This window comes from Nocardioides jiangsuensis, assembly GCF_019679455.1.
GTDB classification, from domain to species: domain Bacteria; phylum Actinomycetota; class Actinomycetes; order Propionibacteriales; family Nocardioidaceae; genus Nocardioides_C; species Nocardioides_C jiangsuensis.
On sequence record NZ_JAIEZQ010000002.1, the window covers coordinates 138,877 to 165,098 of the forward strand.

Here is a 26,222-nt window from a genome sequence, read left to right on the forward strand (position 1 = left end):
GCCCACAAAGTAAAGAGATCACCGTGTTGGAGAGACGCCGGACCTCCTCTCGTAGGCTTGGTCCACGTCCACCGACGAGATCTGACGAGGGGGATGGCCCGCGTGACACTCGAGTCCGAGCAGAGGCCCTGGGGATCCTGGCACGTGATCGACGTGGCCGAGGGCTACAAGATCAAGCGCATCCACGTGAACCCGGGATGCCGCCTGTCGTACCAGACCCACGAGTACCGCTCCGAGCACTGGGTGGTGGTGTCCGGGAAGGCCACGTGCACGATCGACGACGTGGTCCTCGTCGTCGGTCCGGGGGAGTCCGTCGACGTCGACCAGGGTGCCAAGCACCGGCTCGCCAACGACGGCAGCGAGGAGCTCGTGATCATCGAGGTCCAGCGCGGGGTCTACACCGGCGAGGACGACATCGTCCGGCTCGAGGACGACTACGGTCGCACCAAGGCCACGACCTGATCCTCGCCACCGGGCGCCGGGGACCCCACCTGCGCGCGGGTACGCTGGCCGGGTGGCCGCAGCAGACTTCTCCTCGACGCCCAGCCCGCTCCTGCACCTGCCCGGGGCGGTGTCCGGCAACGGCATCGATGCGCCCGTGCCCGCGCACTACGGGTCGTTCAACGGGGAGCAGCGCACGCTCGAGGCCGGGGACGGCTTCGTGGACCTCTCGCACCGCGGCGTCGTCCGCGTCACCGGTCCCGACCGGCTGACCTGGCTGCACTCACTGACCACGCAGTACCTGGAGGGCCTGGCGCCGAACACCCCGACCGCGGCGCTCGTGCTCAGCCCACAGGGGCACGTCGAGCACGCGATGTACGGCGTCGACGACGGGGAGTCGTTCACCGCGCACGTCGAGCCCGGCCAGGCCACCGCGCTGGTGGAGTGGCTGGACCGGATGCGGTTCATGATGCGCGTCGAGGTCAGCGACGTCACCGAGGAGCTCGCGGTCACCTGGCGCCCGGCGGCCCGGATCGAGGGGGCGCCGTACTCCGGCTACACCTTCGTCCCGCGCGTGGACCTCGAGCGGTACGCCGCGGCGGCCGGTCCGGCCTGCGGGACGTGGGCCTTCGAGGCCCTGCGCATCGCCCGGGGCGAACCGCGCCTCGGCCTCGACACCGACCACCGCACGATCCCCAACGAGGCCGGCTGGATCGGCACCGCGGTGCACCTGGACAAGGGCTGCTACCGCGGGCAGGAGACGGTGGCCCGCGTGCACACGCTCGGCCGCCCGCCCCGCCGGCTGACCCTGCTGCACCTCGACGGGTCCGACAACCGGCTGCCGGCGCAGGGCAGCGACCTGCTGCTGGGCGGCAAGGCGGTCGGCTTCGTCGGCACCTCCGCGCGGCACCACGAGCTCGGCCCGATCGCCCTGGGCATGGTCAAGCGCAACGTCGACCTCGGCGCCCAGCTGGAGGTCGACGGGCTGGCCGCGGCGCAGGAGGTGCTGGTCGACCCGGAGATCGGCCTGCACGTGCGTCCCTCACTGCGGTGACCGACGTCTCGTGCGGACTTGCGCGAAGCGCCCACACCCGGACATAGCCTTCCCTAGCCTGGCCTGATGCTCGTCGGACTCGTCCTGGTCGCCCTGGTGCTCGCGGCCTGGTGGCGCCGTCCGGTGCCGCTGGCCGCGCTCTCGGTGCTCTGGATGGTCGTGAACGAGCCGATGGAGGGGGCCATCCTCTTCTCCGTCACCGACACCCGCGGGCTCACCGCCGCCGACCTAACCGGACTGGCGGGTCTCGCACTGGCCGCCTCGCGACTTATGCTTCGCACATCCGGGTCGACGGGAGGTGGAGACACATGAGCGGCGCACGTCGTCCCGGTCGCGTGCAGCGCATCGCGTACGACGACACCCCGCTCAACTCCACCCGGCCCGACATCGACGCCCGGATCGGCTGGCTGCTGGCGATGTCCCGGCTGCACCACCCCGACCCGTCGTACGGCGACGGCCGGAAGTTCCTCACCGCCCTCGCCGACGCCGGATTCGTCACCAGCCGCAGCCTGGTCAGCCGCTGGGAGTCCGGCGAGATCCCGGTGTCCTACGAGGGGATGTCGGCCTACGAGCGGGCGCTCGGCCTGGAGCCGGGCCGGATCTCGTCGCTGACCGGGTACATCCGCTCGGCGATCCCCGGTGTGAAGACCAAGGTGATCCGGCCGCAGCTGGACCCGACCAGCCGGGAGTTCGCGCTGCGCCTCGACGAGCTGCTCGACCTCGCCGAGGACGGGCAGGCCCTGGCCGTGGACTGGCAGGACCTCGGCTGGCACCTGGCCGCGGCGCCGCTGGTGCACCTGCGGGCGAGCACCTGGGAGACGATCGCACGGCGCTGCATCGCGACGCAGCCGCGGGCGATCAAGGTGCCCTACCGGCAGTACAACACCGCCGCGATGAACATCGCCTCGCTGGTCCGGGCCCAGGACTTCCTGGTGGACGCGATCGCGGAGTACCTCGCGAACCCCGACGTCCAGGTGATCATGAACCCGTTCGGGCTGCTCGACCGGCTGCCGACCCGGAAGTCGGCGCAGCTGGTGCTGGACATGGTCGAGAACCCGCCGACCGAGACCGCGCGGGCGCTGGCGATCTGGCTGGCCACCCAGAAGGTCGCGCGCGGCGACTTCTCCGAGGACGAGCGCAACCGGCTGGACATGACGGTGCTGCGGATGTGGCGGGCCAACCCGGTCAAGGCCGGCGACGACCTCGCGGAGCTGATCGCCTCGCTGCCGGAGGGGCTGCGCTCCACCCTCACCACGGCCGCGACGAAGGCCGGGCGCCGCAAGCTCGGGTACGTCGTCGAGCACGGCGAGGTGATGGTGGCCAGCAAGGCGAGGGCGATGGCCGCGGAGCTCGCGGAGGCCGCCCGGGCCCGGGTCCCGCAGGACCCGTCGTACGACGAGGACCGGATGCTCCAGCGGCTGATCCGGGAGTGCCTGTTCCACCGGGACTCCGAGCGCCGGCACCTGGCCTCGCTGCTGATCTCCGCCTCACCGTTCGGGGACGCGCTGACCGACGAGCTGCTCGGGCTGCTGACCAACCCGGTGGTGCCGCCGTGGGTGCGGGCCCGGGCCGCGACCGCCACCCGCTACCTCAGCAACGAGGTGCACCGGATGCGGATGCTCGCGTTCATCGACGACCCCGACCCCGCCGTCGCGGTGCCGATCACGCAGGGGATCGGGCACCTGACGTTCACCGACTTCTCCGACCAGGCGCTGCGCTCGTCGCTGGGGTCGGAGTGGTCGCTGCGGGAGCGGGCGAAGACGTACGCGCTGGGGATGAGCGGCTCGCCGTGCCTGCCGGTGCTGCTGAAGTCGTCGACCACCCCGGAGTGGCAGCGTTCCGCCGCTCGCTGGTGGCTCGCGGGCGGCCCCGCGATCCGGGCCTGAACCGCCCGTTATCGCTTGATAGCGTGCGATAGTGCGCATTTCAGTCATCGGTTGCGGTTATTTGGGGACTGTCCATGCGGCCTGCATGGCGACGCTCGGCCACGAGGTGATCGGCTACGACGTCGACACCCACAAGGTCGCGGCGCTCTCACGGGGTGAGGCTCCCTTCTTCGAACCCGGCCTGCCGGAGCTGCTGCAGGAGCTCGCGCCCACCAACCGGCTCACCTTCACCGACTCCGTCGCCGACGTTCAGGGCGCCGACGTGCACTTCGTCTGCGTCGGCACGCCGCAGAAGGCGGGCGAGAACGCGGCCGACATGACGTACGTCGACACCGCGATGGCCGACCTGCTCAAGGTGGTCGAGCCGGGCCAGGTCGTGGCCGGGAAGTCCACCGTCCCGGTGGGCACGGCCGAGCGTCTCGCGGCGCAGCTGGCCGCGGAGGTGCCGGAGGCCACCCTGGTGTGGAACCCGGAGTTCCTCCGCGAGGGCTTCGCGGTCAAGGACACGCTGCACCCGGACCGGCTCGTCTACGGGCTCCCCGAGGGCGCGGCCGGTGAGTCCGCCAAGGAGCTGCTGAACACCGTCTACGCCGCGCCGCTGGCGGAGGGCACCCCGCTGGTCGAGACGGACTACGCGACAGCCCAGCTGGTCAAGGTGGCCGCGAACTCCTTCCTGGCCACGAAGATCTCCTTCATCAACGCCATGGCCGAGCTGTGTGAGTCCACCGGCGCGGACGTGGTGCGCCTGGCCGACGCGATCGGGCACGACGAGCGCATCGGGCGCCGGTTCCTGAACGCGGGGCTCGGCTTCGGCGGCGGGTGCCTGCCCAAGGACATCCGCGCGTTCATGGCGCGCGCCGGCGAGCTGGGCGTCGACCAGGCGTTGACGTTCCTGCGCGAGGTCGACTCGATCAACCTGCGCCGCCGGGTCCGGATGGTCGACCTCGCGCGCGAGGTGTGCGGCGGGTCGATCGTGGGGCGTCGGATCGCGATCCTGGGGGCGGCGTTCAAGCCGAACAGCGACGACGTCCGGGACTCCCCGGCGCTGAGCGTCGCGGCGCAGATGCAGCTGCAGGGCGCCGACGTCGTGGTCACCGACCCGCAGGCGATCCCGAACGCCCGCCGGAAGTGGCCGGACCTGAAGTTCGCCGACAGCGCCGAGAAGGCGGTCGAGGGCGCCGAGCTGGTGCTGCTGCTCACCGAGTGGCCGGAGTACGTCGGCCTCGACCCCGCCGCACTCTCGACGCTGGTCAGCGGGCGGCGGATGCTGGACGGTCGGAACGCGCTGGACCCGGCAGCCTGGCGTGCGGCCGGCTGGACCTACCGCGCCCTCGGCCGGCCGTAGGGCTGCAGGTCGGGGTACCGCGACCGTGTTCTACCGGGTGCTGGAGGCTGAGTAAGGGCAGGCGCCTGCTCTCATCGAGTTTCGCCCCTCGGGACCGGGTATGTGATGTCCTCGTCTCTTCGCACATGCACAAGACCCGGCCCCCCCATTCGGGGAGCCGGGTCCGGAGCCTGCGCCTGGTACTAGCTGGCGTTGTTGATCATGCCGGCGCCGACGGTCACGCCGGTCGCCTCGTCGATCAGGATGAACGAGCCCGTCGTGCGGTTCTTGCTGTACGGGTCGCACAGGAGCGGGACCGTCGTGCGCAGCTGCACACGGCCGATCTCGTTGAGCGCGAGCTCCTTGGTGTCCTGGTCGCGGTGCAGCGAGTTGACGTCCAAGCGGTACTGGATGTCCTTGATCAGCGCCCGGCCCGTGCGGGTCGTGTGCTTGATCGCGAGCTTCTGCCGGGGCTTGAGCGGCTCGTTGGTCATCCAGCAGATCATCGCGTCGATGTCCTGGCTGGGTTTCGGGGCGTTCTGCGGGCGGCAGATCATGTCGCCGCGCGAGACGTCCACGTCGTCCTCGAGGCGCACCGTCACCGACATGGGCGGGTAGGCCTCGGTGATCTCCTTGTCGAACAGGTCGATCCCGGCGATCTTCGAGGTCATGCCGCTCGGCAGGACGAGCACGTCGTCACCGGGCTTGAGCACGCCACCGGCCACCTGGCCGGCGTAGCCGCGGTAGTCGTGGAACTCGTCGGACTTCGGCCGGACGACGTACTGCACCGGGAACCGGGCGTCGACGAGGTCGCGGTCGGAGGCGACGTGCACGTGCTCGAGGTGGTGCATGAGCGACGAGCCGTCGTACCAGGGCATGTGCTCGGAGCGCGTGACGACGTTGTCACCCTTGAGCGCCGAGATCGGGATGATCTCGAGGTCAGGGATGTTCAGCTTCGTCGCGAACGCCGTGAACTCCTCGTGGATCCTGTCGTAGACGGCCTGGTCGTAGTCGACGAGGTCCATCTTGTTGACCGCGAGCACCAGGTGCGGGACCCGGAGCAGCGAGAGGATCACCGCGTGCCGGCGGGACTGCTCGGTGAGGCCCTGGCGGGCGTCGACGAGCACCAGGCCGAGGTCGGCGGTGGAGGCGCCGGTGACCATGTTGCGGGTGTACTGCACGTGGCCGGGGGTGTCCGCGATGATGAACTTGCGGGTCGGCGTCGCGAAGTAGCGGTAGGCCACGTCGATCGTGATGCCCTGCTCACGCTCGGAGCGGAGGCCGTCCGTCAGCAGCGCGAGGTCGGTGTAGTCGTAGCCACGTGACTTCGACGTCGTCTCCACGGCCTCGAGCTGGTCCTCGAAGATCGCCTTGGAGTCGAGCAGCAGGCGACCGATGAGGGTCGACTTGCCGTCGTCGACGGAGCCGGCGGTTGCAAACCGGAGAAGATCCATCAGAAGTAGCCCTCACGCTTCCGGTCTTCCATGGCGGCTTCGGAGAACCGGTCGTCGCCACGGGTCGCGCCACGCTCGGTGACCCGGGCGATCGCGATCTCGTCGATGATTTCAGGGATGGTCGCCGCCTCGGACTCGACGCAACCGGTCAGGGTCAGGTCGCCGACGGTGCGGAAGCGCACGGTGCGCTCCTCGACGGTCTCCCCGGACTTGGTCGGGTTGTGCTCGCTCTCGGAGAGCAGCATCCCGTCGCGCTCGAAGACACGACGCCGGTGCGAGAAGTAGATGTTGGGGATCTCGATCCCCTCACGCCCGATGTAGTGCCAGATGTCGAGCTCGGTCCAGTTCGACAGCGGGAAGATCCGCATGTGCTCGCCGCCGTGGATGCGGCCGTTGTAGAGCGACCACAGCTCGGGGCGCTGCATCTTCGGGTCCCACTGGCCGAAGTCGTCGCGGTGGGAGTAGACGCGCTCCTTGGCGCGGGCCTTCTCCTCGTCGCGGCGACCGCCACCGAAGGCGGCGGTGAAGCCCTCCTCCTCGATGGCGTTCAGCAGGGTGCCGATCTGCAGGCGGTTGCGGCTGGTCTTGCCGTCGTCGACGACGACGCCGTTCTTGATGGCGTCCTCGACCGAGGCGACGATCAGACGGACGCCCAGACGGTTGACCCAGTTGTCCCGGGTCTCGAGGACCTCGGGGAAGTCGTAGCCGGTGTCGACCTGGAGCACGGGGAAGGGGATCTTCGCCGGGTAGAACGCCTTCTCTGCAAGGCGCATCATCACGATCGAGTCCTTGCCGCCGGAGAACATCAGCACCGGCTTCTCGAACTCTGCCGCGACCTCACGGAAGATGTGGATCGACTCCGCCTCCAGCTCGTCGAGCTGGCTCAGGCGGTAGTCCGCATGGGTTTCGGTCATCGGTTGATTCAGACCTCTCTTCGGAAACAGCCGTCATCGTACCCATTTCGAGCCTGACCCTCACTTCCGCCCGCTGGGTGTCAGGCCGGTCACAGGACCGGGCCTCGGGCGGCGGGTGTGCAGGCGGGCCGCTAGGTGTCGGCCCTGTCCCGTGCGCGCTCCGCCGCGGGGCGGTCGGGCGAGCCGTTCGGACCCGCCGGCGGGGCGGGCGTGGACGTGGAGCCGGACAGGGGCGTGGGCAGGCTGTCGAAGGCCGGGAGCCCGCGGGTCTGCCGCGCGACGCCCCAGGCGAGCGGCCCGAGGATGAGCAGGCCCGCGCCGATGATGCCGACGTACTCCGGGGGCACGCCGAGCATGCCCAGGCCGGTCAGCGTCAGCACGATCACGATGCCGCGGCGTACGACGGACTGGGAGACCCAGTGCGCGAGCTTCGACCCGAGGAACGTGCCCGGGGTGCCGCCCACGATCAGCGGGATCAGTACCGCCCAGTCGACGCCGCTGACCAGCACGTGGCTGATCGCCGCCGAGAGCACCAGCGGCACGGCCTGGACCAGGTCGGTGCCGACCAGGCGCACCGCGGAGAGCGTGGGGTAGAGCAGCAGCAGCGCCACCATGATCAGCGAGCCGGAGCCCACCGAGGTGATGCCGACCAGCAGGCCGCCGACCGCGCCGACGAAGAAGGTGGGGAGCGGCCGGACCGGGGGGTCCTCCTGCGAGAGCGTGCCGCCGTCGGTGACGATGCGCAGGTTGAGGTACATCCGCACGGTGTACGTCGCGGCGGTGAACAGCAGCGCGACGCCGATCGCGGTCTTCACGAAGCTGTCCTGCTCGGTCTCCCCGCCGAACGCGCGGATGATGAACGCGCCCGCGAAAGCGGTGGGGACCGAGCCGAGCATCAGCCAGCCGGCGAGCTTGAGGTTGGGCGACCCGGAGCGCCAGTGCACGCCCGCGCCGACCGACTTGTTCACCGAGGCCGCCACCAGGTCGTTGGCGACCGCGGCGGTGGGGGAGACCCCCAGGAAGATCAGTGCCGGCGTCATCAGCGCGCCGCCGCCCATGCCGGTCAGGCCGACGACGATGCCGACCAGGAAGCTCACCACCAGCAGCGACAGGGTCGCCATGGTCACGATCTCGCTCACTGCTGCACTCCCGGGTTGGTCTGGACAGGTCCGGACGGGCTCGCGGCCGGCGTCAGGTACCCCCGCTCATACAACACCGTCAGGACGTCGGCGAGCGCGTCATCGATGGTGCGTCCCGTCGTGTCGACGCGGACGGTCGCGTCCTCGGGCTCCTCGTAGGGGGAGGAGATGCCGGTGAACTCGGGGATCTCGCCGCGGCGGGCCTTGGCGTAGAGCCCCTTGCGGTCGCGCCGCTCGCACTCCTCGAGCGGGGTGGCCACGTGCACGAGCACGAACGCGCCGCCGGCCTCCTCGGCCATCGCGCGGACCTGCTTGCGGGTCGCGTCGAACGGTGCGATCGGGCTGCAGATCGCGGCGCCGCCGTGCCGGCTGATCTCGGCGGCCACCCAGCCGATCCGGCGGATGTTGGTCTCCCGGTCCTCCTTGGAGAACGTGAGGCCCTCCGACAGGTTCCGCCGTACGACGTCGCCGTCGAGGCTGGTCACGGTGCGCTCCCCGGCCTCGAGGATCACGTCGTGCAGGGCGCGGGCCAGCGTGGACTTGCCGCTGCCGGAGAGCCCGGTGAAGAACAGGACCAGGCCCTGCTCCAGCGGGCCGGGCTGGTCGACGTCGACGATCGCGGCCACGTCGTCGTGCAGCTCGCCCTCGCCGGTGACCGCGACCACCTCGCCGGGGGCGTAGGCGTCCACGACCCGCTGCCCGAGCGCGTGGTCGAGGGTCGCGTCGCCGCGGGAGGCGAGCGGGACCGCGACCACGTGCGCGTCGCGCAGGTGGCCGGCCGCCGCGAGCGTGGCCCGGACCAGACCAGTGGCCGACAGGCCCTCGGGGGTGCCGGTGCCGACGAGCGCGAGCAGGACGACGGTGCGGCCCTCGGACGCCTTCTCGACCCGGTCCAGGTCGGCGTCGGTCAGCGGCCCCGCGACGGGGACGGTCACCGCGTCGGCGCCGTACCGCTCGTGCACCTGGGTCGGCGAGAGGTAGAGGCGGCGGAACGCGCCGAACTCGTTGTGCGTGATCGGGGTGACGTCGCCGGCCAGGCCGACGAGGCCGTCCTCGCCCGTGTCGTACGTCGACGCCACGGCCACGGTGGCGAGCGGGACCCCCTCCGGGTCGACCAGCTCGACGGTGCCGGCAGCGGAGGCCGCCCCGGCCACGGCGGCGGGGACCCGCAGCGTCACCAGGCCGCCGGGGCCCTCGAAGCCGGTGAGCGGGGCGAGCGCACCGTGGGTGAGCAGCTCGAGGTCGTCGAGCTCGCGCGGCGACGGAGCGTGCTGCGGTACGGCTGGGGCGTTCGTGTTCGATTCGGGCACCCGCCAATCGTGCCATTACAGTCGCGGCATGCCTGCACCAGTCGTCGTGGCCGAAATCGTCCGCTCGGGATTCGTGGAGGGCCACCACTACGGCTCGCTGGTCGCGCTCGCGGCCGACGGCTCGGTGGAGTGGTCCGTCGGCGACGCCGAGTCGCAGATCTTCCCGCGCTCCTGCAACAAGCCCGTCCAGGCCGTCGCGATGCTGCGCGCCGGGCTCGAGCTCGACGGCGAGCTGCTCGCGCTCGCGGCCGCATCGCACTCGGGGGAGACCTTCCACCTCGAGGGCGTCCGCCGCATCCTGGACGGTGCCGGTCTGGACGAGTCCGCGCTGCAGACACCTCCGGACTACCCGATCGACGACGCCGCCCGCGACGACTACATCCGAGCCGGCGGGGTCAAGGCGCCGATCACCATGAACTGCTCGGGCAAGCACGCCGCGATGCTGGCCACCTGCGTCGTCAACGGCTGGGACACCGCGACGTACCTCCAGCCCGACCACCCGCTCCAGGTCGTCATCGCCGAGACGTTCGCCGAGCTCACCGGGGAGCCGGTGAAGATGGCCGCGGTCGACGGCTGCGGGGCGCCGCTGCTCTCCACGTCGCTGGTCGGGCTGGCGCGCGCCTTCCGCACGCTCTCCGTCGCGACCGACGGCCCCGAGCGCCGGGTCGCCGACGCCTACCGGACGCACCCCGAGTACGCCTCCGGCTCCCGTCGCGACGAGGCCCGCCTGCTCCGCGCCGTCCCCGGGGCGATCGGCAAGGCCGGTGCCGAGTCCTGCTACGCGGTCGGCCTGCCCGACGGGCGCGCGGTCGCGCTCAAGACCGACGACGGCGCGCCCCGGGCGCGTCCGGTGCTGATGGCGGAGGCGCTGCGCCGCCTCGGCGTCGGGGAGATGCCGGGCGTGGACGCGGCCGCGCTCGACGAGACCGGCACGGTCGAGCTGCTCGGTGGGGGACGCCCCGTGGGGCTCGTCCGCGCCGCATTCTAGAGACGCCGGACAGGGCCGGCGTCCCTGTGACAGGCCGGTCGCTGGGTGATCCCGGGGCTAACCCAGCAAGCACTCAAACGCGTGTAAACCCCTTGTGAAATCTTACGATTGTGGGCTGCTTCACGTCCCTAGGCCTTGCCTTTGCTTGCAAGAGTTAGCACGATGGGGGTATGGCCAAGTCGAAGGTCGGCAAGACCGTCGAGAACCTCGGTGACTACCTCCGGGAGCAGCGCGTCAGCGCCCAGCTCTCGCTGCGGCAGCTCGCCGAGCAGACCGGCGTGTCCAACCCGTACCTGAGCCAGATCGAGCGCGGGCTGCGCCGGCCCTCCGCGGAGGTGCTCCAGCAGCTCGCGAAGGCGCTGCGTGTCTCGGCGGAGACGCTCTACGTCCGGGCCGGGATCCTCGACCCAGACGAGGACGGCGTCCGATCCGTCGAGCTGGCGATCCTCGCCGACTCGGCTCTGACCGAGCGGCAGAAGCAGTCGCTGCTCGACGTGTACCAGTCCTTCCGAGCGTCGAACCAGGCGTCCGCCCCTGTCGGGGGCGAGGAGGCCGGTCCGGGGGAACAGGACCCCGGCAACCGCACCACCGACACCAGCACCGACACCCCCGGCTGAGGCCGGGACAACCCAGGAGGTAACTCATGGCTGTCAAGATCGATGCCACCCGTCCGCTCTACGCCGTCGTCGGCGCCGGCGACCTCGCCGTCGAGCTCGCCCGCACCGCCGCCAACGACGTGACCTCGCGCTTCGCGAAGGTCGAGCTCCAGCCCAAGGCGCTGCGCGACCAGGCCCGCACCGTGGTCTCCACCCGCATCGACGTCCTCGCCGAGGACGCCAAGGGCGCGCAGGCCAAGGTCGAGAGCCGGCTCGCCGAGCTCCAGGCCGACGCCAAGACGCTGCCGTCCAAGGTGGAGTCCTACGTCAACGAGGCCGTCGCCGAGGCGAACGAGACCTACGGCGACCTCGCCGCCCGCGGCAAGGAGCTGGTGAGCCGGATCCGTGGCCAGCAGGCCACCAAGGACGCGAAGGCCGCGGTCAAGAGCACCGCGACCCGCGCCAAGACCGCCAAGACGCAGACCACCAAGTCCGCGAAGTCGGCCGCCGGCACCGCCAAGCAGTCCGCCGCGGAGACCGCCGGCACCGCCAAGAAGTCCGCCGCGGAGACCGCCGACACCGCCAAGAAGTCCGCCGCGGAGACCGCCGACACCGCCAAGAAGTCCGCCTCGACCACCAAGGCGGCCGCGAAGAAGACCGGTGCCACGGCCAAGAGCGGGACCAAGTCGACCACCACGGCGGCGAAGAAGACCGCGACGACCGGCACCCAGGCCGCCAAGGACGCCGCCGAGAAGCTCGGCGACTGAAAAGATCCGGCCCGTGCCGGGGCGCCGGACGACGGTCAGCCGACCCTGTTCTGACCGCGCGGGACGCCCCACCGAGCGACACCGACGAGGCCCCCGCCTTCAGAAGGCGGGGGCCTCGTCGTGTTCGCGGCTACCCTGGGAGGGTGCTGACCGTGTTCGACATCCAGAACGTCATCCTCCTCGCCGCGTCGCTGGCCCTCTTCGCCGTCGAGGGGTGGGCGTTCGTCGACGCGCTCACCCACCGGCCCGACGCGTACGTCGCCGCCGACAAGCAGACCAAGACCATGTGGCTGGTCATCCTCGGCGTCGCGCTCGGCGCGCACATGCTGATCGCGAGTCCCATCCAGCTGCTCAACATCGCCGGGGCCATCGCCTCGCTGGTGTACCTCGCCGACGTACGCCCCGCGCTGCGCGCGCTCACCCGCCGCAGGTAGCCGTCGCCGGATCCTCCGCCGGTTTGGATCGACCCGTTTCCGGAAACTTGGGCGCATGGCCAGGCTGCGCACCGTCTCCCCGAACGCGACGGGATGGTCGCGCCGCCGCTCGGGGCGGGGGTTCGTCTACCTCGACGCCGACGGGGAGCGGCTCGGCAAGGAGGACAGCGTCCGCTGCAAGGACCTCGTGATCCCTCCCGCCTGGGAGGACGTCTGGATCTGCCCGCACCGCAACGGCCACATCCAGGCCGTCGGGATCGACGCCGCGGGGCGCCGTCAGTACCTCTACCACCCGCAGTGGCGGGTCGGGCGGGACCGGATGAAGTTCGACCGGGTCGCCGAGGTCGCGCGACAGCTGCCCAAGGCGCGGGCGGGCATCCTCGAGCACATCGCGCTCGACGGGATGCCCGTGGAACGGGCGGCCGCGACCGCCGTACGCCTGCTCGACCTCGGCTACTTCCGGATCGGCAGCGACTCCTACGCGGACAGCAACGGCAGCTTCGGGCTGATCACGCTGGAGAAGCGGCACGTGCGGCGCTCGCGCGACCGGCTGGTGTTCTGCTTCGTCGGCAAGTCAGGCGTCGAGCACTGCATCGAGATCGACGACCCGCTCGCCGTGGCCGCGGTGGAGACCATGCGGCGCCGGCGCGGCGGCGGGGACCGGTTGCTGGCCTACAAGGACGCCCGGCTGTGGACCCCGGTGGACGCGGTCACCGTCAACGACTACCTGCGGGACGCGACCGGGGCGGAGATCACCGCGAAGGACTTCCGCACCTGGCACGCCACGGTGCTCGCCGCCGCGTCGCTGGCGGTCAGCGACGAGCCCGGCACCACGAAGGCGTCGCGGGCCCGGGCGGTACGCCGCGCGATGGTGGAGGTCTCCGACTACCTCGGCAACACCCCGACGGTCGCCCGCGCGTCGTACGTCGACCCGCGGGTGCTGGATCTCTACGAGGACGGGACCACGATCGCGTCGGCGGCCGGCCGCACCTACGACACCGACGAGGAGCGGCAGGTCGCTCTGGAGCGGGCCGTGCTCCGGATGCTCTCGCAGGCTCCCGCGGCCCGTGAGCGCGCCGCCCGCGCGTCGTAGGGTCGGCGCATGGACCTGAATGTCGTCGAAGGTGACATCACCCGCCAGGACGTGGACGCGGTCGTGAACGCCGCCAACCGCCGGATGCGCGGGGGCGGCGGGGTCGACGGGGCCATCCACGCCGCCGGTGGGCCGGCCGTCCTCGAGGACTGCCGCGCCCGCTTCCCGGACGGCCTCGCCACCGGGCAGGCCGGATGGACCACCGCCGGGCGGATGCCCGCCCGCTGGGTGATCCACGTGGTGGGCCCCAACTACAGCGCGGGGGAGCGGGACCGCGGGCTGCTCGTCTCCTGCTACAGCAACGCGCTGCGGGTCGCCGACGAGCTCGGCGCGGCCACCGTCGCGTTCCCCCTTGTCTCCGCCGGGATCTACGGCTGGCCCCGGGCCGACGCGATCCAGGTCGCCGTCGACACCCTGCGCTCGACCCCTACCGAGGTGCGCGAGGCCCGCCTGGTCGCCTTCGGCGCACGCGCGTACGACGAGATCGCCGCCGTACTCCAGGGCTGAGACCCCCTCCGACCCGCTGAAACCGCCCGTCGGCGTGTCGCTACCGCGCGTTTCGGGACAGCCTGGGGCGAGGGGTGCCGGATGCCTATATCCGCCATGTCCGGCATCCGCAAGGTTATGCCTGATTTTTTACCCACAAGCCTCAGTAGAGGGGTTCACCACCCCTCCAAAACCGGCGTAGCGTCCGAGACCTGAGCCGGTACAGGTATCCCCAATCCGGCACACGTCACATTCGAGTCGGCGCTGGGGGCGCCGGCGGGGGAAGAAGGAATCGTCATGGTGAGACCCATGCTTGGTCGAGCGCGCCCAATTTCGGTCGCAGCCTCGCTCGCGGTGGTCCTGTTCACGCTCGGTGCTGTGAGTCCGTCGTACGCGGACCCCGGCAACGGCAAGGGACAGGACGAAGCGGCAGCTGCCTCCGAGGACGCCTCGAATTCAGAGAGCGACACAGGAAAGTCCGAGGAGTCCAGCGGGGCGGTCAAGCAGGCGGAGACCGCTTCCGAGGCTGGGTCGGACTCCAACGGAGGGGGGAGTGACACCGCGGCCGAGAAGTCCGACGGCAAGGCGGGTGGCTCCAAGAGCGACGACAGCGGCGCCAGCGACAGCGGCAGCAGCGACAGCAGCAACGGCGGTGGCAGCTCCAACGGCACCTCCGGTGACGAGGACGAGCCGCAGCCGATCAGCAACGCCGACGCGAACGACGGCGGCGCCAACGGCCAGTGCCCCGACGGTCCGTACTGCTCGACCCGCGACGGGTCGGAGTCGGAGAACGGCAACGGGGACGGCAAGGCCGTCGGCAAGCCCTGCGCCGGCTGCGTCGGCAAGGCCGACAACAAGAACCCCAAGGGTCAGCTGCCCAACGGCAAGGACCACAACAAGGGGTACGAGTGCGACAAGAACAAGGGTGTCGGCAAGGGCAACCCGGCCCACACCACCTGCGAGGAAGAGGAAGAGGAGGAGCAGCCGCCTCCGGGTGAGGAGCAGCCCCCGCCGGGTGAGGAGCAGCCGCCGCCGGGTGAGGAGCAGCCGCCGGGTGAGGAGGAGCAGCCCCCGCCGGGTGAGGAGCAGCCGCCCGCTCCGGGCGAGGTCGAGCAGCCTCCGCCCCCGGGTGAGGTCCTGGGCGTCGAGCTGCCGAGGCCGCCGGCACAGGTTCTCCCTGCGCAGGGTGTCCTCCCGGCCGCCGGGTCGAGCAACGCGATGGGTGTCGCCGGAGTCGGTGGACTGCTGATGGTGCTCGCCGGTGCCGCGACGTTGCTGATGCAGCGCAGGCTCAGGCGGGACTGACAGCGCGACTGACAGCGCGACTGACAGGGAGACGGCGGGGGTCGTGGGCAACCACGGCCCCCGCCGTCGTGCGCGTCCGGGGAGTGGGTCAGCGCGGCGCCATGCGCAGCGCGCCGTCCATCCGGATGACCTCGCCGTTGAGGTAGTCGTGGTCGATGATCGCGAGCGCGAGCTGGGCGTACTCGTCGGGGCGGCCGAGCCGCTGCGGGAACGGGATCCCGGCCGCCAGCGCGGCACGGAACTCCTCGCTGACCGTGGCGAGCATCGGAGTCTCGACGATGCCGGGGGCGATCGTGCACACCCGGATGCCGTACTGCGCGAGGTCCCGCGCGGCGGGCAGGGTGAGGCCGACGATCCCGCCCTTGGACGAGGCGTACGCGGCCTGGCCGACCTGCCCGTCGTACGCCGCGATCGAGGCGGTGTTGATGATGACGCCCCGCTGGCCCTGCTCGTCGGCCTCGGTCTCGGCGATCTTCTCCGAGGCGAGCGCGAGCACGTTGAACGAGCCGACCAGGTTGACCTGGACCACCTTGGCGTAGAAGGCGAGGTCGTGGACGCCCTTCTTGCCGAGGATCCGCATCGACGGGCCGATGCCGGCGCAGTTGACGACCGTGCGCAGCGGCGCTCCCGAGCCGGCGGCGGTGGCGACGGCCGCGCGGACCTGCTCCTCGTCGGTCACGTCGGTCGCGACGTACTCCACGCCGTCGACCGCGGGTGCGGCCTCGACGGCCTGCGGCAGGTCGAACGCGAAGACCCTCGCGCCCTGCTTGACCAGGGCGGCGGCGGTGGCCGCACCGAGGCCGGAGGCGCCGCCGGTGACGATGGCGGCGGTGTTGACGAGCTGCATCAGCTGTTCTCCTTCGTGACCGAGACCGTGCCCCGGTCGTCCTTCGACAGCGCGCGGCCGATCACCATGCGCTGGATCTGGTTGGTGCCCTCGAAGATCTGCATGACCTTGGCCTCGCGCATGTAGCGCTCGACGGGGAAGTCGCGCGTGTAACCGTAGCCGCCGAGGACCTGGACGGCGTCGGTGGTCACCTTCATCGCGTTGTCGGTGGCGACCAGCTTCGCGACGCTGGCCTCGCGGCTGAACGGCAGCCCCTGGTCGCGGCGGCGGGCAGCGGCGAGCGTGGTGGCCCGGGCGGACTGTACGGCGGCCTCCATGTCGGCGAGCACGAAGGCGAGCCCCTGGTGCTCGATGATCGGCTTGCCGAAGGTCTCGCGCTCCTTGGCGTAGGCGATCGCGGTGTCGAGCGCGCCCTGGGCCAGGCCGGTGGCGACCGCGGCGATGCCGAGACGACCCGAGTCGAGCCCCTCGAGCGCGATCTTCAGGCCCTCGCCCTCCGCGCCGAGACGTCGCTCGACGGGGATGCGCACGCCCTCGAAGCGCATGGTGGCGGTCGCGGACCCGGTGAGGCCCATCTTCCGCTCCGGCGGGTCGGCGTACAGGCCGGGTGCGTCGGCCGGGACCAGGAAGCAGGAGATGCCGTTGCGGTCGTCGCTGGTGCGGGCCATCACCTTGTAGAAGTCGGCGTGCCCGCCGTGCGTGGTCCACGCCTTGGCGCCGTTGAGGACGTACTCGTCGCCGTCGCGCTTCGCGGTGGTGCGCATCGCGGCGGGGTCGGATCCCGCGTGCGCCTCCGACAGGCAGTAGGCGCCGAGCAGCTCGCCGCTCAGCATGTCGGGGAGCCAGCGCTGTTTCTGCTCCTCGGTGCCGCGGGTGAACAGGCCGAAGCAGGACAGCGCGTGCACGGACACGCCCACTCCCACGCTGGACCACACCGCGGCGATCTCCTCCAGGACCTGCAGGTAGACCTCGTACGGCTGACCCCCGCCGCCGTACTGCTCGGGGTAGGGGAGGCTGAGCAGGCCGGCCCGCCCGAGCGTGCGGAAGATGTCGCGGGGGAACGTCTCGGTGGCCTCGGCCCGGGCGACCGGGGGAGCGAGCTCCTTGGTGACGAGCTCGCGGGTGAGGCCGATGAGGTCCGCGGCCTCCTGGGTGGGCATGACACGTGTGGCTGGCAAGGAACCGTCCTCTGCGATGTACTGAAGTGAGTACCAAAGTACCACCGCTGGTACTCTCGATGCCGTGCCCCGTACTCCCGTGCTTCCCGAGAAGACGCGCCTGCGCCGTGAGGAGCTGCTGGCCGGGCTGCGGGAGCTGTTCCTGCGCGAGGGGTTCGCCGGGCTCGGCGTCGGCGAGCTCGCGGCCAGGCTCCGCTGCTCGCGTACGACGTTGTACCTGGTCGCCCCGAGCAAGGAGCAGATCGTCGTGGCGACGGTGCGCTCCTACTTCAAGAACGCCGCGGAGCGGGTCGAGGCCCGGGTGGCCGCGTGCGACGAACCTGGCCTGCGCCTCGCGACGTACCTCGAGGCGGTCGCGAGCGAGCTGCAGCCGGCCTCCGAGGCGTTCTACACCGACCTCGCCGGGTTCGCCCCGGCCAACGAGGTGTACCAGGCGAACACCGGTTTCGCCGCCCAGCGGGTGCAGCAGCTCGTGGTGGAAGGCGTCGAAGCGGGGGCGCTGCGCCCGGTCAACGCGAGCTTCGTGGGTGCGGCCGTGGCGCAGGTGATGAGCGCGATCCAGACCGGTGAGATCGAGGCCGCCACCGGGCTCGCGGACGCCGAGGCCTACCGGCAGCTCGCCGACCTCGTGCTGGCCGGCCTCGCCTGAACCGGACCGCCACTCGGACGTGCACTCGGCAGGGGTCGGGCCGGCTGTCGAGCGTGACCGGCCGGCCGGACCGGGTCGAGTGTCCGTCCGAGTGGCTGTGGACGGCCGGTCGCTCGCCGCGGCCCGGTGCAGCAGAGTCGGGGCCGTGAAGGTCGAGCGGGTCCTGGAGCGGCTCGGTGGCGTGGCCGAGGCCGGTGTCCTGCAGCGGCTGACGTCGCGCCCCCGGGTGCGCACGGCGCTGGCCCGTGGCATGGTCGTCCGCGACGCCCGAGGGCGGTACGCCCTTCCCGGCGCCGACGAGGCGATCCGCGCGGCCAGCCGGCTCAGTGGCGTCCTGTGCCTCGACAGCGCGGCCCGGCACCACGGCTGGAAGGTCAAGCACCAGCCGGTGTCACCCGCGGTGGCGGTGCCGCGCAACAGGAAGGTCGCGGCCGGGCGCCGTACGTCGGTGCGGCTGCTCTACCTCGACCTCGACCCCCGCGAGGTGGACGGACTCGCGACCGACCCCGTGCGCACGGTGATGGACTGCGCCGCCCGGCTGCCCTTCGACGAGGCGCTGACGATCGCGGACTCGGCGTTGCGCGCCGGCGACCTGTCCCGGGCGCAGCTGCTCCGGGCCGCCGAGCGGGTGCCGGTGCGTCGCCGCGCTCGCTGCCTCCGCGTGGCGGAGCATGCGGACGGCCTCGCCGACAACCCGTTCGAGTCGGTGCTACGGGCGATCGCCCTCGACGTCCCCGGGCTGGAGGTGCGGGCGCAGGTGCGCGTGCGCGGCATCGGCCGCCCCGACCTCGTCGACCGCACGCTCGGTCTGGTCGTCGAGGCCGAGTCCTTCGAGTTCCACGGCACCCGGCGGCTGATGAAGCGCGACTGCGAGCGCTACAACACGTTCGCGGTCAACGGCTGGACGGTGGTCCGCTTCTCCTGGGAGCACGTGATGTTCGACCCCGGCTACGTGGCCGCCGTGCTCGAGGCGTCAGTCGGGCTGCTTCACGGACGACCGCTCGGACGTGCACTCGACGTGCGCGCGACCCGGCTCCCCGCCTGAGCCGTCAGGCAGAGGGGCCCGACTGCACGTCCGACCGGCGCAGGACGTGCTTCTGGATCTTGCCGGTCGACGTCTTCGGGAGGTCGCCGAACACCACGGCCTTCGGGGCCTTGAACGACGCGAGCCGTTCCCGCACGTGCGCGATGATCGCCGCGGCGTCGGCGGTCGCACCCTCCCGGAGGACGACGTACGCCACCGGCACCTCGCCCCAGCGCTCGTCGGGCCGGCCGACCACGGCGCTCTCGACGACGTCGGGGTGGCTGTCGATCGCCCGCTCCACCTCGACCGAGGCGATGTTCTCCCCGCCGGAGATGATGATGTCCTTGCTGCGGTCGCGGATCTCGACGTACCCGTCCGGGTGCATGACCGCGAGGTCCCCGGTGCGGAACCAGCCGCCCGCGTCGACGGCCGCGGTCGCCTTCTCGTCGCGGTAGTAGCCGAGCATCACGTCGTTGCCGCGGGCCGCGATCTCCCCGATCGTGGAGCCGTCGGCGGGTACGTCGTCGCCGGCCAGGTCGATCACGCGCAGCGGCTGCGCCACCACGTTGCCGACCCCCTGCCGCGCGCGCAGCACCGCCTTCTCCTCACCGGTCAGCGCGTCCCACTCCGAGTGCCACTCGTTGACCGCGACCGGCCCGAACGTCTCGGTGAGCCCGTAGAGGTGGGTGACCCGCATCCTCAGCTCGGCCATCCGGCTCAGCAGGGTCGGGCTCGGCGGCGCCCCGCCGGTGGTCACGTCGACCTGGTGGTCGAGGGGGTCGCCGTCCGCCTCGGGCGCGTTGGCGATCATCGTGAGCACGGTCGGCGCGGCGCTGTAGTGGGTGACCCCCTCGCCGCGCAGCAGCCGCCAGATCTCGGCCGGGTCCACCGCGCGCAGGCACACGTGCGTGCCGCCGGCCGCGGTCACCGCCCACGGGAAGCACCAGCCGTCGCAGTGGAACATCGGCAGCGTCCACAGGTACCGGCTGTCGCTGGTCAGCCGGGTGTGGAAGGCCATCGCCAGCGCCTGGAGGAACGCACCGCGGTGGTGGTACATCACGCCCTTCGGCGACCCGGTCGTCCCGCTCGTGTAGTTGATCGCGAGCAGGTCGCGCTCGTCCGCGAGGTCCTCCGGCTGCGGCTCCGCGGCGTCGAGGAGGGCGCCGTACTCGTCCTGCTCGTCCCCGGCGACGACCAGACGTGCGCCGCAGCGCTCCGCCACCTGCCGCGCGGTGTCCGCGAGCTCGTGGGTGGCGACGAGGACCGTGGCGCCGCTGTGCCCGACGATGAAGGTCAGCTCGTCGACCGAGAGCCGGATGTTGAGCGGCACCAGGACCCCGCCGCGCAGCGGCACCCCGTGGTGCATCTCGAGCATCACGTGGCTGTTGGTGCACAGCGCCGCGACCCGGTCCCCGGGCCCGACGCCGAGACCGGCCAGCACGCCGGTGAGCCGCAGCGAGCGGTCGTGGAGCTCGGCGTAGGTGAACGTGCGGTCGCCGTCGACGACGGCCACCCGGTCACGGAACACGGTGGCGGAGCGCGCCAGGAACGACGTCGGGGTCAGCGGGGCGAAGGTGTACGCGGCCATGGCCGGCCCGGGTCAGCGCACGTCGGAGACGACGGCCTGGATCTCGCCCACCTGCAGCGGCACCGGGTCGGAGGTCGCGCTGACCTCGCCGGGCACGGTCACCTGGTTGCCGCCGGGGAGGGTGAACGAGACGGAGTACGTCGTGGTGACGGTCGCCTCGTAGGTGCCCCCGGTCGCGTAGGCGTGCTCGACCGCGCCCGGCGCGCCGACCTTCGCCCCCTGCTCGCCGGGGCCGCTGCCGGTCGCGCCGTCGCCGAAGTCCCACGTGAAGTCGGTGGGGGCGTAGCTGACCGGGATCGCGATGCCGAAGACCGAGACGGTGACCGTCTGGGCCTCGGAGTCGGCGTAGAAGTTGTTCGGCACGTTGACGTACGACTCGCCCTCGGGCTCGACCCCGATCTGCGACGGCGGCGCGAGCGACCTGGCCTGCTCCACCACGTCCTCGGTGGTCACCTCGGGCTCCTGGACGCCGGTCTCGGTGTCCCCGCCGACACAGCGGGTGCCCTGGTACTGCCACGGCTCGGTGGGCACGCCCTCCGCGCTCATCAGCCGCGTGTAGACGCGCATGTTGATCTCGCCCTCGGCCCGGCAGGCCGCCAGCGCGCCCATGCACAGCGCGTCGTCGGACTCGGAGGGGCTGTTGGTCTGGCAGGCGGGGACCATCCGCTCCTGGGTCCACGGCTGCGGCGTGTAGTCGGTGTTGCCCACCGGCTGGGTGCCGCCGCCGTTGCTGCCGCCCTGGGGCCCGCCCGGGGAGGTGCCCTCGATGACGGTCTCGTCGTTGTCGGTGTTCTGCCCGCCGATGTCGATGTGCCCGTCGGCGAGGGCGGGGGCCGCGGTGCCGAAGAAGGCGGTCGCGGACAGGAGCAGGGTGGCTGCCAGGACTCTCATCAGTTCTCCGCGTACCTGAGGTTGAAGATCTCCCAGTGGCTGCCCCGCCACTGCATGCCGATCTCCATGAAGAGATCCTCGGGCCCCACCGAGCCGACCGACTTCCCGGCCTCGTCGTACTCGGTGAGCTTCGGGCGGGTGAAGGCGATGCCGGCGACCCAGGTGTCCGTGGACCGGTCCAGGAGCGTGGCGCCGGTGATCTCGACGTCGCTCGCGAGCAGCTGCCGGTGGCCCTTGGCCGCGGTCTCCTCGATCGAGTCCTGGATGGAGGCGCAGTTGGTGCAGCTCTCGTCGTCGTCGAGGGCCATCAGCGACGAGGCGTCGCCCTGCTGGTTGGCGTACCAGACCGACTCCACGACGTGCCGGCCGAACTCGACCGCGCTCTCGGGGGTCTTCTTGTCCTTCGGGCGGGCCGGCTCGGTGCTCATCGCGTCGTCGGGGAGGTCCGGGGAGGCCGACGCCGTGGGGCTCGCCGGGGTCTCCGAGGACTCGGTGGCGGAGCTGTCGTCCGAGCAGCCGCTCAGTGGGAGCGCGCTCACCAGCACGGTGGCCGCGGCCAGACTGCCTCTGATGGACACAGAGGTCCCCCTTGTGATGGTCCGAGAGCTACGCGGCATCTGTCACGACGCCGCCGCCACTATAACGAGCCCGGACGCGGGCGGTCACGCGCCGAGAGGCCGGGCCCGTGGTGGGCCCGGCCTCTCGGTGGCGGTGCTGGGGGTGCGGGTACGGCGAGCGCGGTCGCCGCGGGTCGCGCCGGCTACTTGCGGCCGCGGGCGGCGCGGCCGCGGGTGTTGGCGTCCAGGATCACCTTGCGGATCCGGATCGCGTCGGGGGTGACCTCGACGCACTCGTCCTCGCGGCAGAACTCCAGCGACTGCTCGAGGGAGAGCTTGCGCGGCGGCACGAGCTTCTCGAACTCGTCGGCGTTCGACCGCACGTTGGTCTGCTTCTTCTCCTTGGTGATGTTGACGTCCATGTCGTCGGCGCGGGAGTTCTCGCCGACGATCATGCCCTCGTACACCTCGGTGGTGGGCTCCACGAAGAGCACGCCGCGCTCCTGGAGGCTGGTCATCGCGTACGACGTGGCCGCACCGGTGCGGTCCGCGACGAGCGAGCCGGAGGCGCGGGTACGCAGCTCGCCGGCCCACGGCTCGTAGCCCTCGAACACGTGGTGCGCGATGCCGGTGCCGCGGGTGTCGGTGAGGAACTCGGTGCGGAAGCCGATCAGGCCGCGGGCGGGGACCAGGAACTCCATGCGGACCCAGCCGGTGCCGTGGTTGGTCATCTGCTCCATGCGGCCCTTGCGGACGGCGAGGAGCTGGGTGATCGTGCCGAGGTACTCCTCGGGCGCGTCGATGGTCAGCCGCTCGACGGGCTCGTGCAGCTTGCCGTTGATCTCCCGGGTGACCACCTGCGGCTTGCCGACGGTGAGCTCGTAGCCCTCGCGCCGCATCTGCTCGACGAGGATCGCCAGCGCCAGCTCGCCACGGCCCTGGACCTCCCAGGCGTCGGGACGCTCGGTCGGGACGACCTTGATCGACACGTTGCCGATGAGCTCGCGGTCCAGGCGGTCCTTGACCAGGCGCGCGGTGACCTTCGAGCCCTTGACCCGGCCGGCCAGGGGGGAGGTGTTGGTGCCGATCGTCATCGAGATGGCCGGCTCGTCGACGGTGATCAGCGGCAGCGCGACCGGGCTCTCGGCGTCCGCGAGGGTCTCGCCGATCATGATCTCGGGGATGCCCGCGATCGCGACGATGTCGCCGGGGCCGGCCTGCTCGCCGGGCTTGCGCTCGAGCGCCTCGGTGACGAGCAGCTCGGTGATCTTCACGTTCTGGGTCGACCCGTCGCGCTTCATCCAGGCGACGGTCTTGCCCTTCTTCAGCTCGCCCTCGTGCACGCGGACCAGCGCGAGCCGGCCCAGGAACGGGCTGGCGTCGAGGTTGGTGACGTGGGCCTGGAGCGGGGCGCCCTCGGTGTACTGCGGCGCGGGGATCGTGTCGATGATCGTCTTGAAGAGGTCCTCGAGGTCCTCCTTGTCGGGGAGGCCGCCGTTCTCGGGCATCTCCACCGATGCGCGGCCGGCCTTCGCCGACGCGTAGACGACCGGGAAGTCGAGCGCGTCCTGGCTGTGCGACTCGTCGAGCAGGTCCATGAACAGCTCGTAGGTCTCGTCGACGACCTCGGTGATCCGCGAGTCGGGGCGGTCGACCTTGTTCACCACGAGGACCACCGGCATGTTGCGGTTCAGCGCCTTGCGGAGGACGAACCGGGTCTGCGGCAGCGGGCCCTCGGAGGCGTCCACGAGCAGCACGATGCCGTCGACCATCGACAGGCCGCGCTCGACCTCGCCACCGAAGTCGGCGTGGCCGGGGGTGTCGATGATGTTGATGACCATCTCCTCGCCCTCGGCCGCCGGGCCCTTGTAGTGCACGGCGGTGTTCTTGGCGAGGATCGTGATGCCCTTCTCGCGCTCGAGCTCACCGGAGTCCATGGCGCGCTCGTCGACGTGCTGGTGCTCGCCGAAAGCGCCGGCCTGGTGCAGCATCGCGTCCACGAGGGTCGTCTTGCCGTGGTCGACGTGCGCCACGATGGCGACGTTCCTGAGGTCCTTGCGGGAGATCTTCTCGGACATACGGGTGCCGTTGTTCGCTTTCGAGTTGAGGTCTGCGGAGGTCGTGCGCTCTGGCCGCGGTCGCAGCCACAGAGGGATGACGTTGCAGAGAGACCCCCGGAGTCTATCGGCGGAGACGGTCCGGGCCGAATCGTCGTACGGCGGCCGCCCGCCCGTCGTACGGCGCCCGCTCCTCCCGTGGTACGGCGGCGGCCGACCGGGCCTGCTGCAGGATGGGACGCATGGACTACGTGAAGCTCGGCCGCACCGGCCTCGAGGTCTCCCGGCTCAGCCTTGGCTGCATGACCTACGGCGACCCCGCCCGCGGCACCCACGCCTGGACGCTGTCCGAGGAGGAGAGCCTGCCGCTGCTCAAGCAGGCCGTGGACCTCGGCATCAACTTCTTCGACACCGCCAACGTCTACTCCGACGGGTCGAGCGAGGAGATCGTCGGACGGGCGCTGAAGCAGCACACGCGCCGCGACGAGGTGGTGATCGCGACCAAGGTGCACGGGGCGATGAACGCGGGCCGTCCGAACGGCGCCGGCCTGTCGCGCAAGGCGATCATGGCCGAGATCGACAACAGCCTGCGCCGGCTCGGCACCGACTACGTCGATCTGTACCAGATCCACCGCTGGGACCCGACCACGCCGATCGAGGAGACGCTCGAGGCGCTGCACGACGTGGTGAAGGCCGGCAAGGCGCGCTACCTCGGGGCGTCGTCGATGTACGCCTGGCAGTTCTCCAAGGCCCTCTACCTCGCCGACCTCAACGGCTGGACCCGGTTCGTGTCGATGCAGGACCACTACAACCTGCTGCACCGCGAGGAGGAGCGGGAGATGCACCCGCTCTGCGAGGACCAGGACGTCGCGGTGCTGCCGTGGAGCCCGCTCGCGCGCGGAAGGCTGACCCGCGACTGGGACGAGTCGACCGCCCGCTCGGAGACCGACGAGTTCGGCAAGCGGCTCTACGCCTCCTCCGGCGACAAGCAGGTCGTCGAGCAGGTGGCCACGATCGCCGAGGCCCGCGGGGTCTCCCGGGCCCAGGTCGCGCTGGCCTGGGTCGCGTCCAAGCCGGTCGTCTGCGCGCCGATCGTCGGGGCGCGCACGCCGAAGCACCTCACCGACGCGGTGGCGGCGCTGGACCTCGAGCTGACCGAGGACGAGGTCGCGCGGCTCGAAGAGCCCTACGTCACGCAGCCGGTGGCCGGGTTCCGGTGAGCCCCGCCGCCGAGGTGGAGGCGCTCGCCTCGCTCATCGCGGGGTCGTCCCGGGTCACCGCGTTCACCGGCGCGGGCATCTCCACGGAGTCGGGGATCCCGGACTTCCGCTCGCCCAGCGGCGTGTGGACCCGGTACGACCCGCGCGACTTCACCTTCGACCGGTACGTCGACTCGGCGGAGGTCCGCGCGAGCTCGTGGGCGATGCGGCGGGAGTTCTTCGCGCTCGCCGTGGAGCCCAACGCGGCCCACCGCGCCCTCGCCCGGATCGAGGAGTCCGGTCGCGGCGGGGCCGTGGTCACCCAGAACATCGACGGCCTGCACCAGGCGGCCGGCTCCACGCACGTGGTGGAGATCCACGGCACCGCGCGCACCGTGATGTGCATCGGCCACGCGCCGCGACGGGGCGCCCCCGCGGGCTGCGGCTTCACGGCGCCGTACACCTGGGCCTTCGCGCAGGTCGACGCCGGCGTCGCCGACCCGCCGTGCCCGGAGTGCGGGGGCCTGGTGAAGTCGGCGACGGTGTCGTTCGGGCAGCTGCTGTTCCCGGGCGTCGTCGAGGAGGCGCTCGCGCTCGCGGCCGGCTCCGACCGGGTGGTCGCGGTCGGCTCGTCGCTCCAGGTGTACCCCGCCGCGGACGTCCCGGTGGCCGCGGTGCGCCACGGCGCCCGGCTGGCGATCGTCAACGACGAGCCCACGCCGCTCGACCGCATCGCCGACGTCGTGGTCCGCGGGCGCGCGGGCGACGTGCTGCCGGCCGCCGTCGAGGCGGCCCTCACCGCGTGAGCACGCTCAGAGGTCGACGCCGCCGGTCAGGTGACGGTCGTGGTCCTGGCCGCTCTCGTACCCCTCCAGGTGGCGGCCCACCGGGCGACGCCACGACCTCCACTCGAGGAGCGCCAGCACCAGGACGAAGGCCACGGCCACCAGGAACCACCACATGTGCCCGCCTCCCCGAAAGATGCTGTGCCCACGACGGTACGCGCGCGGTGACGGCGTGGGCATGACCCGGCCGGGCCAG

At 71.5% G+C, this 26,222-nt stretch carries 27 protein-coding genes; 16 read left to right on the plus strand and 11 right to left on the minus strand.

What is annotated here, in order from left to right; genetic code table 11:
- The first annotated feature begins 102 nt into the window (after positions 1-102).
- From K1X13_RS09130 to K1X13_RS09150, 5 genes are all read left to right on the plus strand, one after another.
- Positions 103-462, plus strand: a complete 360-nt coding sequence (locus tag K1X13_RS09130) for a phosphomannose isomerase type II C-terminal cupin domain (protein ID WP_221024790.1) — start codon at positions 103-105, stop codon at positions 460-462.
- Positions 463-514: 52 nt separating this feature from the next.
- A complete protein-coding gene (gene ygfZ / locus K1X13_RS09135) occupies positions 515-1,495 on the plus strand; it encodes a CAF17-like 4Fe-4S cluster assembly/insertion protein YgfZ (protein WP_221024791.1) in 981 nt (326 codons plus the stop codon).
- Positions 1,496-1,561: 66 nt separating this feature from the next.
- On the plus strand, positions 1,562-1,807 hold the full coding sequence (locus K1X13_RS09140; protein WP_221024792.1) for a hypothetical protein: 246 nt from the start codon (positions 1,562-1,564) through the stop codon (positions 1,805-1,807).
- On the plus strand, positions 1,804-3,381 hold the full coding sequence (locus K1X13_RS09145) for a hypothetical protein (RefSeq protein ID WP_221024793.1): 1,578 nt from the start codon (positions 1,804-1,806) through the stop codon (positions 3,379-3,381). The genes K1X13_RS09140 and K1X13_RS09145 overlap by 4 nt, the downstream gene beginning before the upstream one ends.
- 31 nt (positions 3,382-3,412) lie before the next feature.
- The gene (locus K1X13_RS09150; protein WP_221024794.1) at positions 3,413-4,726 is read left to right on the plus strand and encodes a UDP-glucose dehydrogenase family protein; all 1,314 of its coding nucleotides are present in this window, start codon (positions 3,413-3,415) and stop codon (positions 4,724-4,726) included.
- 182 nt (positions 4,727-4,908) lie between these two features.
- Here the strand turns inward: K1X13_RS09150 and K1X13_RS09155 are convergent, their stop codons facing one another.
- The 4 genes from K1X13_RS09155 to cysC form a co-directional block, all read right to left on the minus strand.
- Positions 4,909-6,159 (minus strand): sulfate adenylyltransferase subunit 1, encoded by a 1,251-nt coding sequence (locus tag K1X13_RS09155; RefSeq protein WP_221024795.1) that lies wholly within the window; start codon positions 6,157-6,159, stop codon positions 4,909-4,911.
- Positions 6,159-7,073 (minus strand): sulfate adenylyltransferase subunit CysD, encoded by a 915-nt coding sequence (gene cysD / locus K1X13_RS09160; RefSeq protein ID WP_221024796.1) that lies wholly within the window; start codon positions 7,071-7,073, stop codon positions 6,159-6,161. Before cysD ends, K1X13_RS09155 begins: the two co-directional genes overlap by 1 nt.
- A 131-nt stretch (positions 7,074-7,204) precedes the next feature.
- Complete coding sequence (locus K1X13_RS09165; protein WP_221024797.1) at positions 7,205-8,212, minus strand: sulfite exporter TauE/SafE family protein; 1,008 nt, start codon at positions 8,210-8,212, stop codon at positions 7,205-7,207.
- Positions 8,209-9,522 (minus strand): adenylyl-sulfate kinase, encoded by a 1,314-nt coding sequence (cysC, locus tag K1X13_RS19650; RefSeq protein ID WP_221024798.1) that lies wholly within the window; start codon positions 9,520-9,522, stop codon positions 8,209-8,211. The genes K1X13_RS09165 and cysC overlap by 4 nt, the downstream gene beginning before the upstream one ends.
- A gap of 28 nt (positions 9,523-9,550) precedes the next feature.
- Here cysC and K1X13_RS09175 point away from each other — a divergent pair, with 28 nt between their 5' ends.
- The 7 genes from K1X13_RS09175 to K1X13_RS09205 all read left to right on the plus strand — a co-directional run bounded on the left by K1X13_RS09175 (position 9,551) and on the right by K1X13_RS09205 (position 15,191).
- Positions 9,551-10,510 (plus strand): asparaginase, encoded by a 960-nt coding sequence (locus K1X13_RS09175; protein WP_221024799.1) that lies wholly within the window; start codon positions 9,551-9,553, stop codon positions 10,508-10,510.
- 170 nt (positions 10,511-10,680) lie between these two features.
- Positions 10,681-11,127, plus strand: coding sequence for a helix-turn-helix domain-containing protein (locus tag K1X13_RS09180; protein WP_221024800.1), 447 nt, complete (start codon positions 10,681-10,683; stop codon positions 11,125-11,127).
- A gap of 26 nt (positions 11,128-11,153) precedes the next feature.
- The gene (locus tag K1X13_RS09185; protein ID WP_221024801.1) at positions 11,154-11,873 is read left to right on the plus strand and encodes a hypothetical protein; all 720 of its coding nucleotides are present in this window, start codon (positions 11,154-11,156) and stop codon (positions 11,871-11,873) included.
- Between the two features lie 143 nt (positions 11,874-12,016).
- Positions 12,017-12,307 (plus strand): DUF2516 family protein, encoded by a 291-nt coding sequence (locus tag K1X13_RS09190; RefSeq protein WP_221024802.1) that lies wholly within the window; start codon positions 12,017-12,019, stop codon positions 12,305-12,307.
- A 55-nt stretch (positions 12,308-12,362) separates the two neighbouring features.
- Entirely contained in the window at positions 12,363-13,400 is a 1,038-nt protein-coding gene (locus tag K1X13_RS09195) for a DNA topoisomerase IB (RefSeq protein ID WP_221024803.1), read from the plus strand.
- Between the two features lie 9 nt (positions 13,401-13,409).
- Entirely contained in the window at positions 13,410-13,907 is a 498-nt protein-coding gene (locus tag K1X13_RS09200; protein ID WP_221024804.1) for an O-acetyl-ADP-ribose deacetylase, read from the plus strand.
- A 288-nt stretch (positions 13,908-14,195) separates the two neighbouring features.
- Positions 14,196-15,191: a hypothetical protein gene (locus K1X13_RS09205; RefSeq protein ID WP_221024805.1), complete on the plus strand. Its 996-nt coding sequence runs from the start codon at positions 14,196-14,198 to the stop codon at positions 15,189-15,191.
- A gap of 88 nt (positions 15,192-15,279) precedes the next feature.
- Here K1X13_RS09205 and K1X13_RS09210 read toward each other — a convergent pair whose 3' ends face one another.
- Both K1X13_RS09210 and K1X13_RS09215 read right to left on the minus strand, forming a co-directional pair.
- On the minus strand, positions 15,280-16,038 hold the full coding sequence (locus tag K1X13_RS09210) for an SDR family NAD(P)-dependent oxidoreductase (protein ID WP_221024806.1): 759 nt from the start codon (positions 16,036-16,038) through the stop codon (positions 15,280-15,282).
- Positions 16,038-17,216 (minus strand): acyl-CoA dehydrogenase family protein, encoded by a 1,179-nt coding sequence (locus tag K1X13_RS09215; protein WP_221024807.1) that lies wholly within the window; start codon positions 17,214-17,216, stop codon positions 16,038-16,040. Before K1X13_RS09215 ends, K1X13_RS09210 begins: the two co-directional genes overlap by 1 nt.
- 64 nt (positions 17,217-17,280) lie before the next feature.
- Between K1X13_RS09215 and K1X13_RS09220 the strand changes: the two genes are divergently transcribed.
- Together K1X13_RS09220 and K1X13_RS09225 are read left to right on the plus strand one after the other, a co-directional pair.
- A complete protein-coding gene (locus K1X13_RS09220; RefSeq protein WP_308249470.1) occupies positions 17,281-17,865 on the plus strand; it encodes a TetR/AcrR family transcriptional regulator in 585 nt (194 codons plus the stop codon).
- A gap of 145 nt (positions 17,866-18,010) precedes the next feature.
- Complete coding sequence (locus tag K1X13_RS09225; protein ID WP_221024808.1) at positions 18,011-18,910, plus strand: type IV toxin-antitoxin system AbiEi family antitoxin; 900 nt, start codon at positions 18,011-18,013, stop codon at positions 18,908-18,910.
- A 4-nt stretch (positions 18,911-18,914) separates the two neighbouring features.
- On the opposite strand, the gene K1X13_RS09230 is transcribed toward K1X13_RS09225, so the two are convergent.
- From K1X13_RS09230 to typA, 4 genes are all read right to left on the minus strand, one after another.
- A complete protein-coding gene (locus K1X13_RS09230) occupies positions 18,915-20,477 on the minus strand; it encodes an acyl--CoA ligase family protein (RefSeq protein WP_221024809.1) in 1,563 nt (520 codons plus the stop codon).
- Between the two features lie 12 nt (positions 20,478-20,489).
- Entirely contained in the window at positions 20,490-21,368 is an 879-nt protein-coding gene (locus K1X13_RS09235; protein ID WP_221024810.1) for a PKD domain-containing protein, read from the minus strand.
- On the minus strand, positions 21,368-21,946 hold the full coding sequence (locus tag K1X13_RS09240; RefSeq protein ID WP_221024811.1) for a DUF6318 family protein: 579 nt from the start codon (positions 21,944-21,946) through the stop codon (positions 21,368-21,370). The genes K1X13_RS09235 and K1X13_RS09240 overlap by 1 nt, the downstream gene beginning before the upstream one ends.
- A gap of 182 nt (positions 21,947-22,128) precedes the next feature.
- Complete coding sequence (gene typA / locus K1X13_RS09245; RefSeq protein WP_221024812.1) at positions 22,129-24,003, minus strand: translational GTPase TypA; 1,875 nt, start codon at positions 24,001-24,003, stop codon at positions 22,129-22,131.
- Between the two features lie 221 nt (positions 24,004-24,224).
- On the opposite strand from typA, the gene K1X13_RS09250 reads away from it, so the two are divergent.
- Together K1X13_RS09250 and K1X13_RS09255 are read left to right on the plus strand one after the other, a co-directional pair.
- Complete coding sequence (locus K1X13_RS09250) at positions 24,225-25,202, plus strand: aldo/keto reductase (RefSeq protein WP_221024813.1); 978 nt, start codon at positions 24,225-24,227, stop codon at positions 25,200-25,202.
- Positions 25,199-25,987: an SIR2 family NAD-dependent protein deacylase gene (locus tag K1X13_RS09255; protein ID WP_308249471.1), complete on the plus strand. Its 789-nt coding sequence runs from the start codon at positions 25,199-25,201 to the stop codon at positions 25,985-25,987. Before K1X13_RS09250 ends, K1X13_RS09255 begins: the two co-directional genes overlap by 4 nt.
- A 6-nt stretch (positions 25,988-25,993) precedes the next feature.
- Here K1X13_RS09255 and K1X13_RS09260 read toward each other — a convergent pair whose 3' ends face one another.
- Positions 25,994-26,143 carry a hypothetical protein gene (locus K1X13_RS09260; RefSeq protein ID WP_221024814.1) on the minus strand — a complete coding sequence of 50 codons (150 nt, stop codon included), beginning with the start codon at positions 26,141-26,143 and terminating at the stop codon, positions 25,994-25,996.
- Positions 26,144-26,222: the final 79 nt, after the last annotated feature.

What these genes read in the sequence shown, in the direction of transcription:
- K1X13_RS09140 (WP_221024792.1), top strand. Translation starts at nt 1,562, where the DNA reads ATGCTCGTCGGACTCGTCCTGGTCGCCCTGGTGCTCGCGGCCTGGTGG.
- K1X13_RS09145 (WP_221024793.1), top strand. Translation starts at nt 1,804, where the DNA reads ATGAGCGGCGCACGTCGTCCCGGTCGCGTGCAGCGCATCGCGTACGAC.
- K1X13_RS09155 (WP_221024795.1), bottom strand. Translation starts at nt 6,159, where the DNA reads ATGGATCTTCTCCGGTTTGCAACCGCCGGCTCCGTCGACGACGGCAAG.
- cysD (WP_221024796.1), bottom strand. Translation starts at nt 7,073, where the DNA reads ATGACCGAAACCCATGCGGACTACCGCCTGAGCCAGCTCGACGAGCTG.
- K1X13_RS09175 (WP_221024799.1), top strand. Translation starts at nt 9,551, where the DNA reads ATGCCTGCACCAGTCGTCGTGGCCGAAATCGTCCGCTCGGGATTCGTG.
- K1X13_RS09180 (WP_221024800.1), top strand. Translation starts at nt 10,681, where the DNA reads ATGGCCAAGTCGAAGGTCGGCAAGACCGTCGAGAACCTCGGTGACTAC.
- K1X13_RS09185 (WP_221024801.1), top strand. Translation starts at nt 11,154, where the DNA reads ATGGCTGTCAAGATCGATGCCACCCGTCCGCTCTACGCCGTCGTCGGC.
- K1X13_RS09195 (WP_221024803.1), top strand. Translation starts at nt 12,363, where the DNA reads ATGGCCAGGCTGCGCACCGTCTCCCCGAACGCGACGGGATGGTCGCGC.
- K1X13_RS09200 (WP_221024804.1), top strand. Translation starts at nt 13,410, where the DNA reads ATGGACCTGAATGTCGTCGAAGGTGACATCACCCGCCAGGACGTGGAC.
- K1X13_RS09205 (WP_221024805.1), top strand. Translation starts at nt 14,196, where the DNA reads ATGCTTGGTCGAGCGCGCCCAATTTCGGTCGCAGCCTCGCTCGCGGTG.
- K1X13_RS09210 (WP_221024806.1), bottom strand. Translation starts at nt 16,038, where the DNA reads ATGCAGCTCGTCAACACCGCCGCCATCGTCACCGGCGGCGCCTCCGGC.
- K1X13_RS09230 (WP_221024809.1), bottom strand. Translation starts at nt 20,477, where the DNA reads ATGGCCGCGTACACCTTCGCCCCGCTGACCCCGACGTCGTTCCTGGCG.
- K1X13_RS09235 (WP_221024810.1), bottom strand. Translation starts at nt 21,368, where the DNA reads ATGAGAGTCCTGGCAGCCACCCTGCTCCTGTCCGCGACCGCCTTCTTC.
- typA (WP_221024812.1), bottom strand. Translation starts at nt 24,003, where the DNA reads ATGTCCGAGAAGATCTCCCGCAAGGACCTCAGGAACGTCGCCATCGTG.
- K1X13_RS09250 (WP_221024813.1), top strand. Translation starts at nt 24,225, where the DNA reads ATGGACTACGTGAAGCTCGGCCGCACCGGCCTCGAGGTCTCCCGGCTC.
- K1X13_RS09260 (WP_221024814.1), bottom strand. Translation starts at nt 26,143, where the DNA reads ATGTGGTGGTTCCTGGTGGCCGTGGCCTTCGTCCTGGTGCTGGCGCTC.